Annotated in this window: 14 protein-coding genes; 7 read left to right on the forward strand and 7 right to left on the reverse strand. The window is 42.1% G+C overall.

Translation table 11 applies throughout. The features are described from left to right. Window positions 1–3 precede the first annotated feature (3 nt). The 4 genes from NSQ76_RS16550 to modB all read left to right on the forward strand — a co-directional run bounded on the left by NSQ76_RS16550 (window position 4) and on the right by modB (window position 4,020). Window positions 4–489 (forward strand): metal-dependent hydrolase, encoded by a 486-nt coding sequence (locus NSQ76_RS16550; protein ID WP_341054927.1) that lies wholly within the window; start codon window positions 4–6, stop codon window positions 487–489. Between the two features lie 124 nt (window positions 490–613). Further along, a complete protein-coding gene (locus NSQ76_RS16555) occupies window positions 614–2,464 on the forward strand; it encodes an LTA synthase family protein (protein WP_024423457.1) in 1,851 nt (616 codons plus the stop codon). A 114-nt stretch (window positions 2,465–2,578) separates the two neighbouring features. Beyond that, window positions 2,579–3,355 (forward strand): molybdate ABC transporter substrate-binding protein, encoded by a 777-nt coding sequence (modA, locus tag NSQ76_RS16560; protein ID WP_445661670.1) that lies wholly within the window; start codon window positions 2,579–2,581, stop codon window positions 3,353–3,355. After that, a complete protein-coding gene (gene modB / locus NSQ76_RS16565) occupies window positions 3,355–4,020 on the forward strand; it encodes a molybdate ABC transporter permease subunit (protein ID WP_341054930.1) in 666 nt (221 codons plus the stop codon). The genes modA and modB overlap by 1 nt, the downstream gene beginning before the upstream one ends. A gap of 39 nt (window positions 4,021–4,059) precedes the next feature. Here the strand turns inward: modB and NSQ76_RS16570 are convergent, their stop codons facing one another. The 7 genes from NSQ76_RS16570 to NSQ76_RS16600 all read right to left on the reverse strand — a co-directional run bounded on the left by NSQ76_RS16570 (window position 4,060) and on the right by NSQ76_RS16600 (window position 12,336). Then, window positions 4,060–4,905 (reverse strand): aldo/keto reductase, encoded by an 846-nt coding sequence (locus NSQ76_RS16570; RefSeq protein ID WP_203128847.1) that lies wholly within the window; start codon window positions 4,903–4,905, stop codon window positions 4,060–4,062. Window positions 4,906–4,974: 69 nt separating this feature from the next. Next, window positions 4,975–5,844: an ROK family protein gene (locus NSQ76_RS16575; protein ID WP_341055793.1), complete on the reverse strand. Its 870-nt coding sequence runs from the start codon at window positions 5,842–5,844 to the stop codon at window positions 4,975–4,977. 64 nt (window positions 5,845–5,908) lie between these two features. Continuing rightward, the gene (locus tag NSQ76_RS16580) at window positions 5,909–7,924 is read right to left on the reverse strand and encodes a Na+/H+ antiporter (protein WP_024423462.1); all 2,016 of its coding nucleotides are present in this window, start codon (window positions 7,922–7,924) and stop codon (window positions 5,909–5,911) included. 313 nt (window positions 7,925–8,237) lie between these two features. Next, on the reverse strand, window positions 8,238–8,849 hold the full coding sequence (locus NSQ76_RS16585; RefSeq protein ID WP_024423463.1) for a trimeric intracellular cation channel family protein: 612 nt from the start codon (window positions 8,847–8,849) through the stop codon (window positions 8,238–8,240). A 149-nt stretch (window positions 8,850–8,998) separates the two neighbouring features. Next, window positions 8,999–9,412: a disulfide oxidoreductase gene (locus tag NSQ76_RS16590; protein WP_024423464.1), complete on the reverse strand. Its 414-nt coding sequence runs from the start codon at window positions 9,410–9,412 to the stop codon at window positions 8,999–9,001. Beyond that, window positions 9,409–10,095 (reverse strand): DsbA family protein, encoded by a 687-nt coding sequence (locus NSQ76_RS16595; RefSeq protein ID WP_044331353.1) that lies wholly within the window; start codon window positions 10,093–10,095, stop codon window positions 9,409–9,411. Before NSQ76_RS16595 ends, NSQ76_RS16590 begins: the two co-directional genes overlap by 4 nt. A gap of 141 nt (window positions 10,096–10,236) precedes the next feature. Then, window positions 10,237–12,336, reverse strand: coding sequence for a heavy metal translocating P-type ATPase (locus tag NSQ76_RS16600; RefSeq protein ID WP_341054941.1), 2,100 nt, complete (start codon window positions 12,334–12,336; stop codon window positions 10,237–10,239). A 412-nt stretch (window positions 12,337–12,748) separates the two neighbouring features. Between NSQ76_RS16600 and NSQ76_RS16605 the strand changes: the two genes are divergently transcribed. The 3 genes from NSQ76_RS16605 to NSQ76_RS16615 are packed head-to-tail and all read left to right on the forward strand — an operon-like array spanning window position 12,749 to window position 15,316. Beyond that, on the forward strand, window positions 12,749–13,492 hold the full coding sequence (locus NSQ76_RS16605) for a metal ABC transporter ATP-binding protein (protein WP_024426045.1): 744 nt from the start codon (window positions 12,749–12,751) through the stop codon (window positions 13,490–13,492). Then, the gene (locus NSQ76_RS16610; protein WP_024423468.1) at window positions 13,492–14,364 is read left to right on the forward strand and encodes a metal ABC transporter permease; all 873 of its coding nucleotides are present in this window, start codon (window positions 13,492–13,494) and stop codon (window positions 14,362–14,364) included. The genes NSQ76_RS16605 and NSQ76_RS16610 overlap by 1 nt, the downstream gene beginning before the upstream one ends. Before the next feature lie 13 nt (window positions 14,365–14,377). Further along, on the forward strand, window positions 14,378–15,316 hold the full coding sequence (locus tag NSQ76_RS16615; protein WP_024423469.1) for a metal ABC transporter substrate-binding protein: 939 nt from the start codon (window positions 14,378–14,380) through the stop codon (window positions 15,314–15,316). Window positions 15,317–15,321: the final 5 nt, after the last annotated feature.

Here is a 15,321-nt window from a genome sequence, read left to right on the forward strand (position 1 = left end):
ATCATGACAGGAAAAACACACATCATGGGCGGAGTTGCCGCCTCTACAGCCGTTGCCTACTATTATGGATTAGACCCAGTGACGATGGCTGCTGCTGGATCAGTTGGTGCCCTGATCCCTGATCTTTGCCATACAAAAAGTAAAATCGGCAGAAAATTCCCGCTGCTCTCGGCACTGATCAGCAGTGTATTCGGTCATCGCACGTTTACACACAGTTTATTATTTTTGCTGATCATTTATTTTCTAGCGACAACATACATTCCAAATGACAGCCTAAGTATCGGTTTACTAGTCGGGATGGCAAGTCATCTCATCCTGGATGCAGGAACAGTGAACGGGATGAAATTTTTATTTCCAGCTTCCATTAAAGTGCGTCTTCCCTTCTATGTCAAAACAGGCAGCACAGGAGAACAAGTCGTACTAGCTGCTCTTACCGTCGTTACCTGCTATTACATCGCCGTCATCTGCGGCATATCCATCCCATTCTAATGAATTAAAAAGAGTTTTTCCGAAAAACACAGGATATGAATTGATCATTCCTCATTTTTTTAGTAGGTTTAAGATAAGTGTTTTTGCCTTGCAGCTGAATACAGAATGATGAGGAGCTACATAAATGAAAGCGTTCTTCAAAAATCACTGGTTTTTAGTGTATTCCATCCTCTTCATGTGGATGAAAACATACATCATATATCAATTCGGATTTCACATAAGAACGGCCAATCTGTTTCATGAATGGCTGCTTTTGATCAATCCACTTAGCTTTTTGCTCCCTTTGTTTGGGATTGCTCTTTTTTTAAATGAAAAGAAGCAAAAGATTTTTTTATTGACCGCAAATTTTATTTTGACGGCGATTCTCATAGCGAATACGATCTTTTATGGATTTTATATTGATTTCATTACGATCCCTGTATTATTCCAAGCGAAAAACATGGGGGATATGGGCAGCAGTATGACAGAATTGTTCCACCCGCTGTTTTTACTGATGCTCATTGATTTCGTGGTACTGGCATGGCTGTTAAAGCGTAAACCTTTAGCACCAAAAGCCTCCTTCAAGACGATCAAAACATATTATGCCGTGTGCTGCAGCTTTCTATTGTTTCATGTCAGTTCAGCCATGATGGATCACCCTCGTTTTCTGACAAGCTCTTATGATCGAGAAGTGATTGTACGAAACCTTGGGTTGTTCCAGTTCCACCTGTATGACGGTGCTGCCCAAACAGCGCGAATTGGACAAAAAGCCTTTGCAGATGAAGATACACTTTCAACCGTAGCTAACTACACAAAGGCTGATTACAGTGCACCAAACGAAGAGTACTTTGGACTTGCTAAAGGCAAGAACGTTGTGTTCATTTCACTCGAATCAACCCAGCAATTTGTCGTTGATCAAAAGGTGAATGGACAATACATCACCCCCTTTTTAAATCAACTCGCTAAAAAGAGTTTTTATTTTGATGAATTTTATCAGCAGACTGAGCAAGGAAAGACGTCGGATTCAGAGTTTATTGTCGCAAATTCCCTCTATCCATCTAGCAGCGGCGCTGTCTTTTTCACAGCGAGTGACAACGAATACGACACGTTATACAAGCAGCTGAAAAAAAAGAACTATCAATCCGTCCAATTTCATGCGAATAATAAAACGTTTTGGAATCGTGATGTGATGTATGAATCGTTTGGGATTGACCGCTTTTATGATGTCGATTCGTATCAAGTCAATGAACAGAATTCAACTGGCTGGGGCTTAAAGGATATCGACTTCTTTGACCAATCCATTGATTATTTAAAAAAGTTGAAGGCACCTTATTACAGCACGTTCATTACCTTGACCAATCACTTTCCATTTGAAATCGATCCAAACGATCAATTGATTGATGAATATGATTCGTCCAGCGCCATTTTAAACCGCTATGTGACGACCGTCCGCTATCAGGATGAAGCCATTAAGACATTTTTTGAACGTATGAAAGAAGAAGGACTGTATGACAATACAATGTTTGTTCTCATGGGGGATCACTATGGCATCTCTGAGGCACATCATCAGGCAATGGCAGAGCTGCTCAATAAAGATGAAATCACACCGTTTGATGCTGTGAAATTGCAGCGGGTTCCCTTTTTGATTTACATTCCGGGAGTCACAGACCAAGCACCGCAGACAATTTCTGAAACAGCTGGGCAAATCGACGTGAAGCCGACACTCCTGCACTTACTCGGTATTGAAACGAAGGATGCCATTCAATTTGGCAATGACTTATTTTCAAACGAACGGACGCCTTTTGCTGTTTTGAGAAACGGGAACTTTATTACAAATGATTATCTCTATACAAAGAACACCTGCTATGATCAAAAAACAAAAGAGCCTGTTGAACAGGATGAGGTGTGTCAGCCTTATATCGAAAAAGCCAATAAAGAGCTTTCCTTATCAGACAAAGTGATCAATGGAAATTTGCTCCGTTTTTATCAGCATTAAAAGTCGCCTTCTGGCGGCTTTTCTTTTCTCTTTTTACTGAAAGCCTATGAATGGTCAAATAAGTTTGCTTATAATAAAGGATACAGATGATATTGAATAATAAGAGGTGTGAACATGAAGTATGCGTTCTTCGCCTTCATCGCCATCTGTTTGCTCCTGAGCGGGTGTCAAACAGAGATGAAGTCATCGGATACAACCAAAAAAACTGAGCTTGTCATTTCAGCTGCGGCAAGTCTTCAGGATGCACTAAAGGAAATTGAATCTACTTATAATGATGAGCATCCGAATGTGATATTAATAAATAATTTCGGGTCATCCGGCGCATTAAAGCAGCAAATTGCGCAAGGGGCAAAGGCGGATCTCTTTTTCTCAGCAGCTGAAGCGCCCTTTGATGAGCTTGTGAAATCTGGAGACATCGATCAACATTTTATCAAGGATGCTATCCAAAATGAGCTTGTACTCATTGTGCCAAAAGATCACTCTTCCTCTATTAAAAGCTTTCAAGACGTCCAGCACATAAAAGGAAAGGTTGCTCTTGGCACACCTGAATCCGTTCCTGCTGGTACATACGGCAAAGAGATTTTCACAAAGCTGAACATCTGGGATCAAGTGAAAAAGAACGCTGTGTACGGCAAGGATGTGCGGCAGGTTTTAAGCTACGTAGAAACAGGAAATGTGGAAGCAGGTGTTGTGTATAAGACAGATGCCCTCGTTTCCAAAAAAGTAAAGATTGCAGCTGAAGCCAATCAGGACATGCACTCCCCGATCATTTACCCAGTAGGGATCATAAAAGGGACACAACATTTAGAGGAAGCCAAGTCCTTTTTTGAATTTCTTCAATCAGAAACAGCCAAATCCATTTTTAAAAAGTACGGCTTTCAAGTGACATAATGCCCATGCTGACTGAAGAATTCCTTTCTCCCATCTGGCTGTCCGTGCAAGTTGCCATTGTGAGCGGGCTGCTGGCAACAGTTTTTGGTACAATGATTGGCTATTGGATGGCGCGAACATCATTTAAAGGAAAAATGATCGTAGAAACGCTCTTGATGATGCCGCTTGTCCTTCCGCCAACGGTTGTAGGGTTTTTATTGCTCGTCATATTCGGAAGGCATAGCATGATCGGGGACGCGATTGAATGGATCTTCCACCAGCCTGTCATTTTTACATGGTGGGCGGCAGTTATTGCATCGACGGTTGTGGCATTCCCGCTTATGTATCAATCTGCAAAAGCTGGATTTTCTACGATTGAGTCAGACATTGAAGGGGCTGCAAAAGTAGATGGTGCTCATTCATTCCAAGTCTTTGCTTATATTACTGTACCACTTGCCCTGCCTTCCCTCTTGTCAGGCAGCATTCTCAGTTTTGCTAGAGCCCTTGGAGAATTCGGGGCGACCTTAATGTTTGCCGGCAACATCCCAGGAAAAACCCAAACACTCCCAACTGCTATCTATGTAGCGATTGATTCTGGACGAATGGAGCTCGCTTGGGCCTGGACGATTTGTATTGTGATCTTATCTTTTATCATGCTCTTGGCTGTGCGACGAAGCAGTACGTAAAAAATCCCCTTTCTCACATGAGAAAGAGGATTTTTTTATTTATTCAAACCCAACCGTCATCGTCTCTGGATTCGAGCCGACACGCTCGTTATTGTTTAATGCATCGATTTTTTCCATGTCTTCTTTGGAAAGCTCGAAGTCAAAGATGTCTGCATTTTGTTTAATGCGTTCTTCATTGATTGATTTAGGAATTGTCACGACACCGCTTTGCAGATCCCAGCGCAAGATGACTTGAGCAACAGATTTGTTGTAGCGTGCAGCAATGTCTTTCAATACGTCATGATCTAATAGTTTCCCTTGCATCAGCGGAGACCATGCCTCAATTTGAATGCCTTTTTCCTTTGCATATTGACGCAGTTCAACAAGTGTCAGTTTCGGATGAAACTCAACTTGGTTCACAGCTGGAACAACCTCAGCATCTTTTAATAGCTCTTCTAAATGCTGAATGTAGAAGTTGCTGACTCCAATGGCTCTGACTTTCCCGTCTTTATAAAGCTTCTCAAGTGCGCGCCATGTGTCTTTAAATGTATCTGCATTTGGTCCAGGCCAATGGATCAAATAGAGGTCTAAGTAGTCGAGACCTAATCGGTTTAAGCTTGCGTCAAACGCCGCCAGCGCTTTGTCATAGCCTTGATCTGTGTTCCATACTTTAGACGTAATAAATAAGTCTTCTCGTTTCACGCCAGATTCTTTAATCGCTTTTCCTACGCCTGTCTCATTTTTATAAACAGCTGCCGTATCAATGCTGCGATATCCGTTCCGTATGGCTGCTTTTACGGCATCTACCACTTGATTGCCGTCCTCCACTTTGAATACACCTAAACCAAACCAAGGCATTTCGACTCCGTTATTCAATGTTACGGTATCATTCAAGCTTTTGACCATTTTAACAACCACCTTTTTTATAGATTCCATCTCTTTCATTATCTCATGTTGTGCTTCAAAACTCTATTATCAGGCGTTTCTCTTCGCTTCGACGGCTAAGAGCAGCGCACCTGTCATGCCAGCCTTGTCCTCAAGCCCGGGGGAGACAATGTATGTATCAAGCGGCGGCAGATCCACATAATCATTGACATAAGCAGCCAGCTTCTCTCGAATGAGTGGGAATAGCTGCTTTTGCTTCATGACGCCTCCGCCCATGATGATGCGCTCTGGGCTTAAAATGAGTGAGTACTGCATAAGCGCCTGCGCTAAATAATCCGCTTCAAGTGCCCAAACCGCTTCTTCCTGCGTAAGCTCTTTGGCGGGTTTTCCCCACCTTTTCTCAATCGCTGGTCCAGCTGCCAGCCCTTCTAAGCAATTTCCATGTGCCGGACAGACACCTGCAAACGGATCTGATTCATCCTGTCTGATAAGGATATGTCCCATCTCAGGATGTGAATGGCCGTGTAGAAGCTCATTTTTCACAACAGCTCCCGCACCAATGCCTGTACCGACCGTGATATACAAACAGCTGCTTAGCCCTTTGGCTGCCCCTTTTGTTAATTCACCTAGTGCTGCGGCATTGACATCTGTTGTAAAGGATACTGGGACACCTAATTGCTTCTCAAGCTCAGGAATGAACGGATAATCCTTCCACTCCACTTTCGGCGTGTTCATAATATAACCGTATGAAGGATCATCCTTTTGAACACAAATGGGTCCAAAGGAGCCAACCCCTAATGCTGCAATGTCATGCTGCTTAAAAAATGGAATAAGCTGCTGTATTGTTTTCTCTGGGTGCTCTGTCGGAATCGTCATTTCCTCTAAGATGTCTCCATGCTCATTGCCGATTGCACAACAAAATTTTGTACCCCCAGCTTCAATCGCTCCATAATACGCCATCATTGATCTCCCCTCTGCTCGTTCTCTTTCTTCATCATAAAACATGGGGGAGAAGATGACAACATCACGTATTGGTGAGCAGAACAGCTTCCATGTCATTGATATACTCCCTTAAATGATGGGCAATATCACGGTTGATCTCACCATCTTCATATAAGGTTTGAATTTCATTTCGAATCGACTGTACAGCTTGGAAGTTAAGCTCTTTTTTCTTTCGGTCAAATGAACGGTCTTTTTGCTGGAAGAAGCTTGGACCGTGTTCACAGCGGTAAATCACTTGGTTGTAAAAACCAATCACTTGGTGGCATGTTTGCTGGTTTTCATCTGTCATATGCTGTTTGATCGAGTCTACCGCAGCCTCAGCCGTTTTCTTACGGATTTGTTTGTACGCGTCCTCTTTTTCTAAAATACCGCTTGAAATGTGCTGATTCGGCCGCCATAATTGCAGCCATTGAAGCAAGCGGAGAAACTTCACCTTTGAAAAACGGATTTTGAAGGAGTTTGAATACAGCATTTCCAGCTCATGAAATCTCTCTTGCAGCTCATAGGCTTCTTCCTTGTCAATTTTCTCTTCATCAATTAATTGTTGAAGTTTCATCTGTTCTGCTTTGATGCCGTGCAGTCTGATTTTTCGCTCTTGTTTTCTCATCCCGAATTGGTATGGTTCACGCTGGATATTTCTCAGCTTCATTCGGTAATCATTGATGAGTGCAAGGGATACTTCCCTGTTGTCCTCATTCATCCCTTCTTTTAGCGTTTTAATCGCGCTTCTCAGCAGCTTCCGTTTCGCATGCTGAATCTTTGTATCCAAGTCCACGTCGACTTGTTTGTCTTTTTTCTCAGATAAAAGAGGCAGTAACACACTGGCTAAAATGAGTGTACATAAGATGACGCCTGCTGCGAGGAAAATAATCAAATGCCGCTCTGGAAATGGTGATCCGTCCGCGAGCGTAAATGGGATAGAGAAGGCACCGGCTAATGTCACAGCCCCGCGGACACCAGAGAATGTCATAAGCATCGAGGCGCGAAACTTCGGCTTTTTCACATTTTGCTTTTTTGTTGCGCTCCATTTTCCTGCCCAGAACAGCCATACCCATAAGAACCGCAGCACCATGAGACATAGCGTAATAATTAAGATGTAGCCAATCACCTGCATGTTGTTAAAGGATTCATCTTGGAAAATGACTGTAGAAACATCCGGAATCTGCAATCCAAGTAAAACGAAAACAAGTCCGTTTAAAATAAATAAAATAATATTCCATGTGTTTGATGAAGCAATTTGCAGTTTGGCTAAATTCGCTTCCATTCGGTCTTGCTCAATGGCATGTGTCACACCGCCAGCCACAACGGCTAAAATTCCGGATACACCGATTTCTTCCGCTGCTAAATAAATCACAAATGGTGTAAGGATTTGCAGGATGATATGCATTGTGACATCGTCCATTCCTAAACGGCGGAGAAAATAGCGAAAACGAATGATAAAAAAGGATAGAATAAATCCAGTCAATAACCCGCCTGCTGCAATCAGTACAAAACTAAAGGATGCCTGAGCAATTGAAAATGCTCCCGTCACCGTTGCGGCAATGGCAAATTTAAAGGCGACAAGTCCTGATGCATCGTTCATCAGCCCTTCGCCTTCCAGCAGTCTCATGATGCCCTTTGGCATATTTACACGGCTGGATAAAGCACTTACTGCCACCACATCTGTCGGTGATAAAATTGCTGCAAGCGCAAATGCGGCTGGAAGCGGTATGCTTGGAATCATCCAATGAATGGTATATCCCGCTACAATGACGGTCGCAAACACTAGACCAAGCGCTAAAAGAAGAATCGGTGCTCTTAATTTCCATAGCTCGTCCCTTGGGGTACGCTTCCCGTCATTAAATAACAGCGGCGCAATAAATAGAACGAAGAAGAGTTCAGGATTTAAAGAAATATGTAAACCTGAAGGAAAAGCTGCCACCAATATTCCTAAGCCCACTTGAATTAACGGAACGGGAATAAAGGGGACAAAACGATTGATAATATTAGATACTGCAATGAGTGCCAGTAGTACGAGCACTGCCAAAAAAATCTCCACTAGTACATGTCCCTCCTATGTATATTTTTCGTCAAGTTTTGCTTACATGCAAAGATGTGTTCATTTCATCCATCCGTCCGCTCAGAAGTGCTTCTTTAGTATTCCGCAAAAAGTGAAACCAACACATAACAATCCATCTAGGCAAAAAAAGGCTGAATCTAGATATTCAGCCAGCTGACAAAATTTTCATCATATGTATTGTTCAAATGATGAACAAAAGACCCTGCTTTTATTTTACACGAAAACTCCATCATCTGCTGATATTCAGCTCTTATTAAACACAAAAAAAGAGCGGAATCGCCCTTTTTTCGTTTTACCCTTTATTTAAAAAATAAGACCTGGCGGGAAGACGCCATTTGAATAAGTAGGAACAAACCCTGCATACGACGAGGATGACAAACAGCAGATATAAAGCAAGCTCTCCTTGCGCTAAGCCGAGTCCGACGAATAAGCCGCCAAGGGCTGCCCATACGGCGTAAATCTCTGCTTTTAGCACAAGCGGCTTCCGCCCTGCTAATAAATCACGCACAATTCCGCCGCCGCTTCCAGTCAAAATGGCTGCCACAATAACTGCACTGAGCGGGAGTTCTCTTTGCACAGCAAATAATGCGCCTTGAATCGCAAACGCTGCTAAACCGATCGCATCTGAGAAATTCCCCCATGTGCTCCAATGCTTGAGCAAAAGCTTTGGAAAAAGAAACACAATCGTAATGGATACAAGGGCAATCGTAAACATTTTGCCCTGTGACCATAAAGCAGACACCGGCAGACCAATTAATAGATTCCGAATCGCTCCACCGCCAAATGCTGTCACAATCCCTAAAATGTACACACCAAGAATATCGTACTCTTCCTCCATTGCCACAATCGCGCCACTAATAGCGAATGCGACAATGCCAATGATACTTAAGACTTCCCATGCCATTTTCCGCTTATCTCCTTACCTTTATCTGATCATCTAACACTACTCCCTTAATGTATATCTGACACAGGTGAAAAGCAATACAAATTTTCTTTAAATTTTATCTTTTTGCAAAAATAAAAAATAGCCCGCTTATAAGCAGGCTATCTCTTTCAATCTTCTTTTGCATTTAACAGCAGCATACTAATGATGATGAGAATAAATGCAATAAGGGCTAGTAGTGGAATGGTGATAAAACCAAACCAGTTCAAATAATCAACGGAACAAGGAATACCGCTCAGGCAAGGGCGAATCGATGCAAAGCCAGGTATCTTTTGTTCCATATAATGATAGATAGAAAAACAAGCGCCAATCACAGCCAAAGGCAGAACGTAATATTTCACTTTCACATCGCCTCTGAATGTCGCAATTCCAAGTAAAAGCACGAGCGGGTACATGAAAATACGCTGAAACCAGCACATATCGCATGGGATAAACTTCTTTACTTCACTTAAATACAGGCTGCTCATCGTCGCAACGATAGAAACGATCCAAGCACTGTATAAGTAAACAAGCTTATTCTTCATGATTTTTTCCCTTTGAGCTCTTGATCAATTAATTCTTTGATTTCATCATAGTCATAAAAGTTTTCGACTTGTTTATTGTTAATGAAAAGAGTTGGTGTTGCATTCACTTTATATTGGTTCACAAGCTGATCGTCTGTGTTCAGCTGCGGCTGATATGTTTTCTTTGATAGGTTATCTTTAAGCTTGTCCGTATCTATTTTTGTTGTCTTTTTCGCTAGCTCTGTCAGCTTAGCAGGCGTGACCCATTCTGCTTCACTATCTGGCTGTGCTTGATAGACAGCTTCATGAAATGCCCAAAAGTTTTTCGGATCTTCTTTCCACACTTCTTCAGAAGCTAGTGCTGCCAGCACTGCGCCATCTCCATGAACAGGAAGTGGCAAGTTAATAAACGAAAATGATACATCGCCTTTATCTATGTAGTCCGCTTTCAGTTTTGGGAAAATGTCTGTTTCAAATGATTTACATGACGGACATTTATAATCCCCAAACTCGACGATTTGCACCGCTGCGTTTTTATCCCCCATAACAGGCTGTCCTTTAATAGAAGGCTTACTGTCAACCGTTTGTGCTTCTTTGCTGTTGTTATTTCCAATGACGACGAATAATCCGATGAGAAGAGCTGCGATAATGGTTAAAATGACAGCAAATTTAATGGATGATGATTGATTATTTTTTTTACTCACATAAGCACCTACCTTATCTTTTTCATTCCTTCAAAAGAAAAAGGATAATAGCTTAGAATAATGCCATTATCCAACTTCTTCTATTTTAACAAGAGGGGATTCATTATGAAAGATGGTATTCATGAATTTTTCCTAACAATTTTATTTCATTACCCTCATGGCATTTAAAACAGCGAGTACAGTCACACCGACATCCGAGAAGACGGCTTCCCACATGGTCGCAATACCAAATGCTCCAAGTAATAGGAAAACCCCTTTAACCCCAAGAGCAAAAGCAATATTCTGCCATACAATTCTTCTTGTTCGTTTAGCGACAGCGATGGCTTCTGCTACTTTTGACGGCTGGTCTGTCATAATGACGATATCAGCCGCTTCTACCGCTGCATCTGAACCAAGTCCGCCCATTGCAATTCCTATGTCTGCTCTTGCTAATACCGGTGTATCATTAATGCCGTCCCCAACAAATAATAATTTTTCTTGAGGCGCTTTTTTCTGATCAATTTCTTCTAATTTCGTTACTTTATCCTGCGGTAATAATTCGGCATGTACTTCATCAATGCCAATTTGCTGGGCGACCGCTGTTCCAACTTGCTTGGCATCACCAGTCAGCATGACTGTTTGAATGCCAGATGCTTTTAGAGCTGAGACGGCTTCAATTGCATCATCCTTTAATTCATCTGCAATCAAGATCGATCCGGCAAACTCACCGTTAATGGCCATGTACACAACCGTTCCGCTTCGTTTTTCTTTTTCATATGAAATGCCTTCTCGTTCCATCAAGCGATGATTACCCGCTAACACTTGGGAACCACTGATGGTTGCTTTAATTCCATGTCCCGCAATATCTTCGTATGCTTCGATCTTGCTTTCATCAAGCGGCGAACCATATGCCGCTTTAATTGATTCAGCAATCGGATGTGAGGAGTAGGCTTCTGCTAAAGCTGCAAAAGAAAGCAGCTCTTCTTCTGACCACTTATCGCTCGTTGTCACGATATTGGTCACTGTAAAGTTCCCTTTTGTGAGTGTGCCCGTCTTATCAAATACAGCATAGCTCACAGAGTTTAGTGCTTCTAGATAGTTACTGCCTTTTACAAGGATGCCTCGTTTAGAAGCTGCCCCAATTCCCCCGAAGAACCCTAATGGGATGGACACGACAAGCGCACAAGGACAAGAAATCACAAGGAAAACGAGTGCCCGGTAAACCCAGTCAGACAATTGAGCTGATGGAATGAGAAGCGGCGGCACAAAGGCAAGCAGCAATGCCAATACAACGACAGCCGGTGTATAGTATTTTGCAAACTTAGTGATAAAGTTTTCTGTCTGTGCTTTTCGGCTGCTCGCATTTTCAACCAAATCTAAAATTTTCGTCACTGCCGATTCGCTTAGCCCTTTTTGCACTTCAATTTCAAGAATACCGTTTTGATTCACAAATCCTGCAAGAACTTCTTTCCCTGCTTCTACATCCCGCGGCACAGACTCACCTGTTAATGCAGAGGTATCCACGAGTGAAAAGCCTTCAATGACGAGACCATCAAGTGGAATTTTTTCGCCCGGTTTTACGACGATACGGTCACCGACTTTTACTTCTTCCGGCTTCACTTTTTTCGTTTCATTTCCTACTTTGAGATTCGCATATTCAGGGCGAATATTCATTAGTTCACTAATGGATCGTCTTGAACGATTCACTGCTGCTCCTTGGAACAGCTCTCCAATTTGGTAAAACAGCATCACTGCCAGAGCCTCTGGATATTGCTGAATGACAAAAGCGCCAGCTGTTGCAATGGTCATTAAGAAGTTTTCATCAAATACTTGGCCGCGCACGATATTTTTCAGCGCTTTAAAAACCACATCACCGCCGACTAGTAAATACGCTGCGAAAAACATGATAAATTTCAGTAAGCCATCTTCTGGTATAAAATAAGCTGCTGTTCCAATGACTGCACCGCCAATTAATTTGAGCACAATCGCTTTTAAATTTTTTGTCCCATGATCATGATCGTGGTGATGCACTTCTTCTTTTGGTGATACACTCACATGAGGTTCGATGGACTGAACCGTTTTTTCAATACGCTTTGACATCGTTTCTTGCTTATCTGCATGTGTGACAGTCAATGTCCCTGTCGCAAAATTAACGGAACAAGCTTCAACGCCATCCATTTTGCTGACACCTGTTTCAATTTTACGTGCACAGTTTCCACAATCAAGACCGCTTAATACGTATTCATCCTTCATTTTTTTCATGTTCTCACCTTTTTTCTATATGATAAATAACGTTCCCTGGATCGATGAAACCTATTAAAAAACAAAAACTTTATATATGAGCATATATTCATATATTGGATTACCTTTATTATATGAGGAGTTCTTGTCTTCTGTCAATCATTTCTGAAGAAATAATTGGTTTTTTGTGTCCAATTCTGTCACACGGATTTTCAATAAACCAAGCTCATGTCCCCCGCCCCCCGCATAACATAAAAACGATCGTTTGCAGTTTTTCTCTTTACAAAAGAAGGACAGACGCTTAGAATAAAATAAAAGTTTCCCTAAGGAAACAAATTAGCATTAGAGAATCATTTCATCCTTTAGTCAAAATTATTTAATTTATGCATATATCTTTAGGAAGTGCAATGATGATTGAAAGGGGCCGCAAGAGATGTCAAATGCTTTAACAATCGACCGTCTTCATGTCTCATATCACGGACAGGATGCATTAGAGAATGTCTCTCTTTCCATACAGGAAGGGACAATGACAGGAATCATCGGTCCAAATGGTGCTGGTAAATCGACGTTACTCAAGGCATGTTTGGATCTCATTGAAAAAGACCAAGGGGATATTCGTTTTTTTGAACAGCCCTTTAAACACGTCAGAAAACAGATCGCCTATGTACCGCAGAGAAATGATTTAGATTGGACGTTTCCGATTCATGTACTGGATACCGTACTACTTGGAACATATCCGAAGCTCGGACTAATCAAACGTCCAAAAAAAGAAGACCGGGCATATGCGTATCACTGTTTAGAAAAAGTCGGGATGCAGGACTTTGCCAAAAGACAAATCGGTGAGTTATCCGGCGGACAGCAGCAGCGTGTCTTCCTTGCAAGGGCACTCGCTCAAAACGCACAGCTCTTCTGTTTGGATGAACCATTTGTCGGGATTGATATGGCAAGTGAAGAAACAATGGTTCGCATTTTGAAGGAATTACGAGATGAAGGGAAAACCATTTTGGTTGTCCATCATGATTTGAGTAAGGCAGATGATTATTTCAGCCATCTTGTTCTGTTAAATAAAAAGCTCATCAAAGCAGGGCCTGTACACGACATCCTTCGCCCAGAGATCATGCTGGAAGCATATGAAACACAGCTGCCATTCTTAAAATCAGCAGGAGGAGACGTTTAATGGAATTTTTAACCGGACTCTTTGAATATGCTTTTTTACAAAAAGCGCTATTTACATCCGTCATGGTAGGCATCATTTGCGGCGTTATCGGCTGCTTTATCATTTTACGCGGCATGGCTCTGATGGGAGACGCCATTTCTCATGCCGTACTGCCAGGGGTCGCCATCTCTTATATGCTTGGAATTAACTTTTTCTTCGGGGCCGTTTTAACTGGCGTGTTAACAGCGATTGGGATCGGTTATGTGAGTCAAAACAGCCGCATAAAAAATGATTCTGCCATCGGCATTGTCTTTACAGCCTTTTTCTCAATCGGAATTATTTTGATCACATTTTTGAAAAGTTCAAGTGATCTATATCATATTCTATTTGGAAACGTTCTAGCTGTTCGATCATCTGATATGTGGATTACACTGGGAATCGGTATTTTTATTTTGCTAGCCGTCATTGTTTTCTACAAGGAACTGCTCATTAGTTCATTTGATCCGGTGATTTCTTCGGTTTACGGTTTGCCGAATCGTATGATTCATTATTTTCTCATGACCTTATTGACCCTTGTGACCGTTGCATCACTGCAAACCGTTGGGATTATTCTTGTCGTTGCCATGCTGATCACGCCGGCAGCCACCGCTTATCTCTTAACGGACCGGCTCTGGATCATGATTTATTTATCTGCTTTTTTCGGTGCTGTTTCTGCTGTCGTAGGTCTTGGGCTTAGTTTTACGTATAACTTGTCATCTGGCGCTTCCATCGTGCTGGTCGCGACTATTTTATTCGGCAGCGCCTTTATCTTTTCACCAAAGCAAGGCATTCTATGGAGATCATTAAAATCTAAACGAAAACGAACGCACTTAAAAAAGGAAGCGTCTATGTAAAAGGAGGACATATATGAAGAAGGTATTTGCTATCCGTTTGACCGCAGTATTCATTGCCCTTATGATCATCGCAGGCTGTTCGACCAAGCAAAGTAATTCCGGTAAAGATGACGGCACATTAAAAGTTGTCACGACCTACTCTATTCTTTATGACATTGTGAAGGAAGTAGGCGGGCAGCATGTCTCTATTCACAGCATTGTTCCCATTGGTACAGATCCGCACGAATTTGACCCACTGCCAAAGGATGTTCAGTATACGACGGATGCAGACCTTGTTCTATATAATGGCTTGAACCTTGAAACAGGGAACGGCTGGTTTCAAAAGCTGCTTGAATCGAGCGGCAAGGACGGGGATGATGCACCTGTAGCCGAGCTGAGTAAAGGCGTCAAAGTGAAGCATTTGTCCTCAAAAGGCCTTGAAAGCCAGCAAGATCCGCACGCATGGCTGAATGTTGAGAATGGGATCCTTTATGCCCAAAATGCCCGAGATGCGCTTATTCAAGCGGACCCTGAACATAAAGAGGATTACGAAAAAAATGCAGAAGCCTATATCAAAAAGCTTCAAGCTCTTCACGATGAAGCAAAAGACAAGTTTGATCAGCTGCCAAAAGATAAAAAACTCCTTGTCACAAGTGAAGGGGCATTCAAATATTTTGCAGAGGCGTATGGATTGAAAGCCGGCTATATTTGGGAGATCAACACAGAAAGTGAAGGAACACCAGGACAAATGAAGCGCATTATTCATTTTGTCAAAGATCATCAAGTTCCTGCACTCTTTCTTGAAACAAGTGTTGATAAACGCAGCCTTGAAAGCCTCTCTGAGGAAACCGGGGTTCCGATCAAAGGAAAAGTCTTCACTGACTCTATTGGAAAAGAAGGGGAAGATGGAGACAGCTACTATAAGATGATGAAATGGAATATCGACACCATTTACAAAGGGCTGTCATCATAAGAAAA

The sequence above is a fragment of the Bacillus sp. FSL M8-0256 genome (assembly GCF_038005765.1).
Classification (GTDB): domain Bacteria; phylum Bacillota; class Bacilli; order Bacillales; family Bacillaceae; genus Bacillus; species Bacillus safensis.

Bases quoted from the DNA above. Each gene is read 5' to 3' on its own strand.
- NSQ76_RS16605 (WP_024426045.1), top strand. From the start codon at position 12,749: ATGTCAAATGCTTTAACAATCGACCGTCTTCATGTCTCATATCACGGA.
- NSQ76_RS16550 (WP_341054927.1), top strand. From the start codon at position 4: ATGACAGGAAAAACACACATCATGGGCGGAGTTGCCGCCTCTACAGCC.
- NSQ76_RS16590 (WP_024423464.1), bottom strand. From the start codon at position 9,412: ATGAAGAATAAGCTTGTTTACTTATACAGTGCTTGGATCGTTTCTATC.
- NSQ76_RS16585 (WP_024423463.1), bottom strand. From the start codon at position 8,849: ATGGCATGGGAAGTCTTAAGTATCATTGGCATTGTCGCATTCGCTATT.
- NSQ76_RS16610 (WP_024423468.1), top strand. From the start codon at position 13,492: ATGGAATTTTTAACCGGACTCTTTGAATATGCTTTTTTACAAAAAGCG.
- NSQ76_RS16555 (WP_024423457.1), top strand. From the start codon at position 614: ATGAAAGCGTTCTTCAAAAATCACTGGTTTTTAGTGTATTCCATCCTC.
- NSQ76_RS16570 (WP_203128847.1), bottom strand. From the start codon at position 4,905: ATGGTCAAAAGCTTGAATGATACCGTAACATTGAATAACGGAGTCGAA.
- modA (WP_445661670.1), top strand. From the start codon at position 2,579: ATGAAGTATGCGTTCTTCGCCTTCATCGCCATCTGTTTGCTCCTGAGC.
- NSQ76_RS16615 (WP_024423469.1), top strand. From the start codon at position 14,378: ATGAAGAAGGTATTTGCTATCCGTTTGACCGCAGTATTCATTGCCCTT.
- modB (WP_341054930.1), top strand. From the start codon at position 3,355: ATGCCCATGCTGACTGAAGAATTCCTTTCTCCCATCTGGCTGTCCGTG.
- NSQ76_RS16575 (WP_341055793.1), bottom strand. From the start codon at position 5,844: ATGGCGTATTATGGAGCGATTGAAGCTGGGGGTACAAAATTTTGTTGT.
- NSQ76_RS16600 (WP_341054941.1), bottom strand. From the start codon at position 12,336: ATGAAAAAAATGAAGGATGAATACGTATTAAGCGGTCTTGATTGTGGA.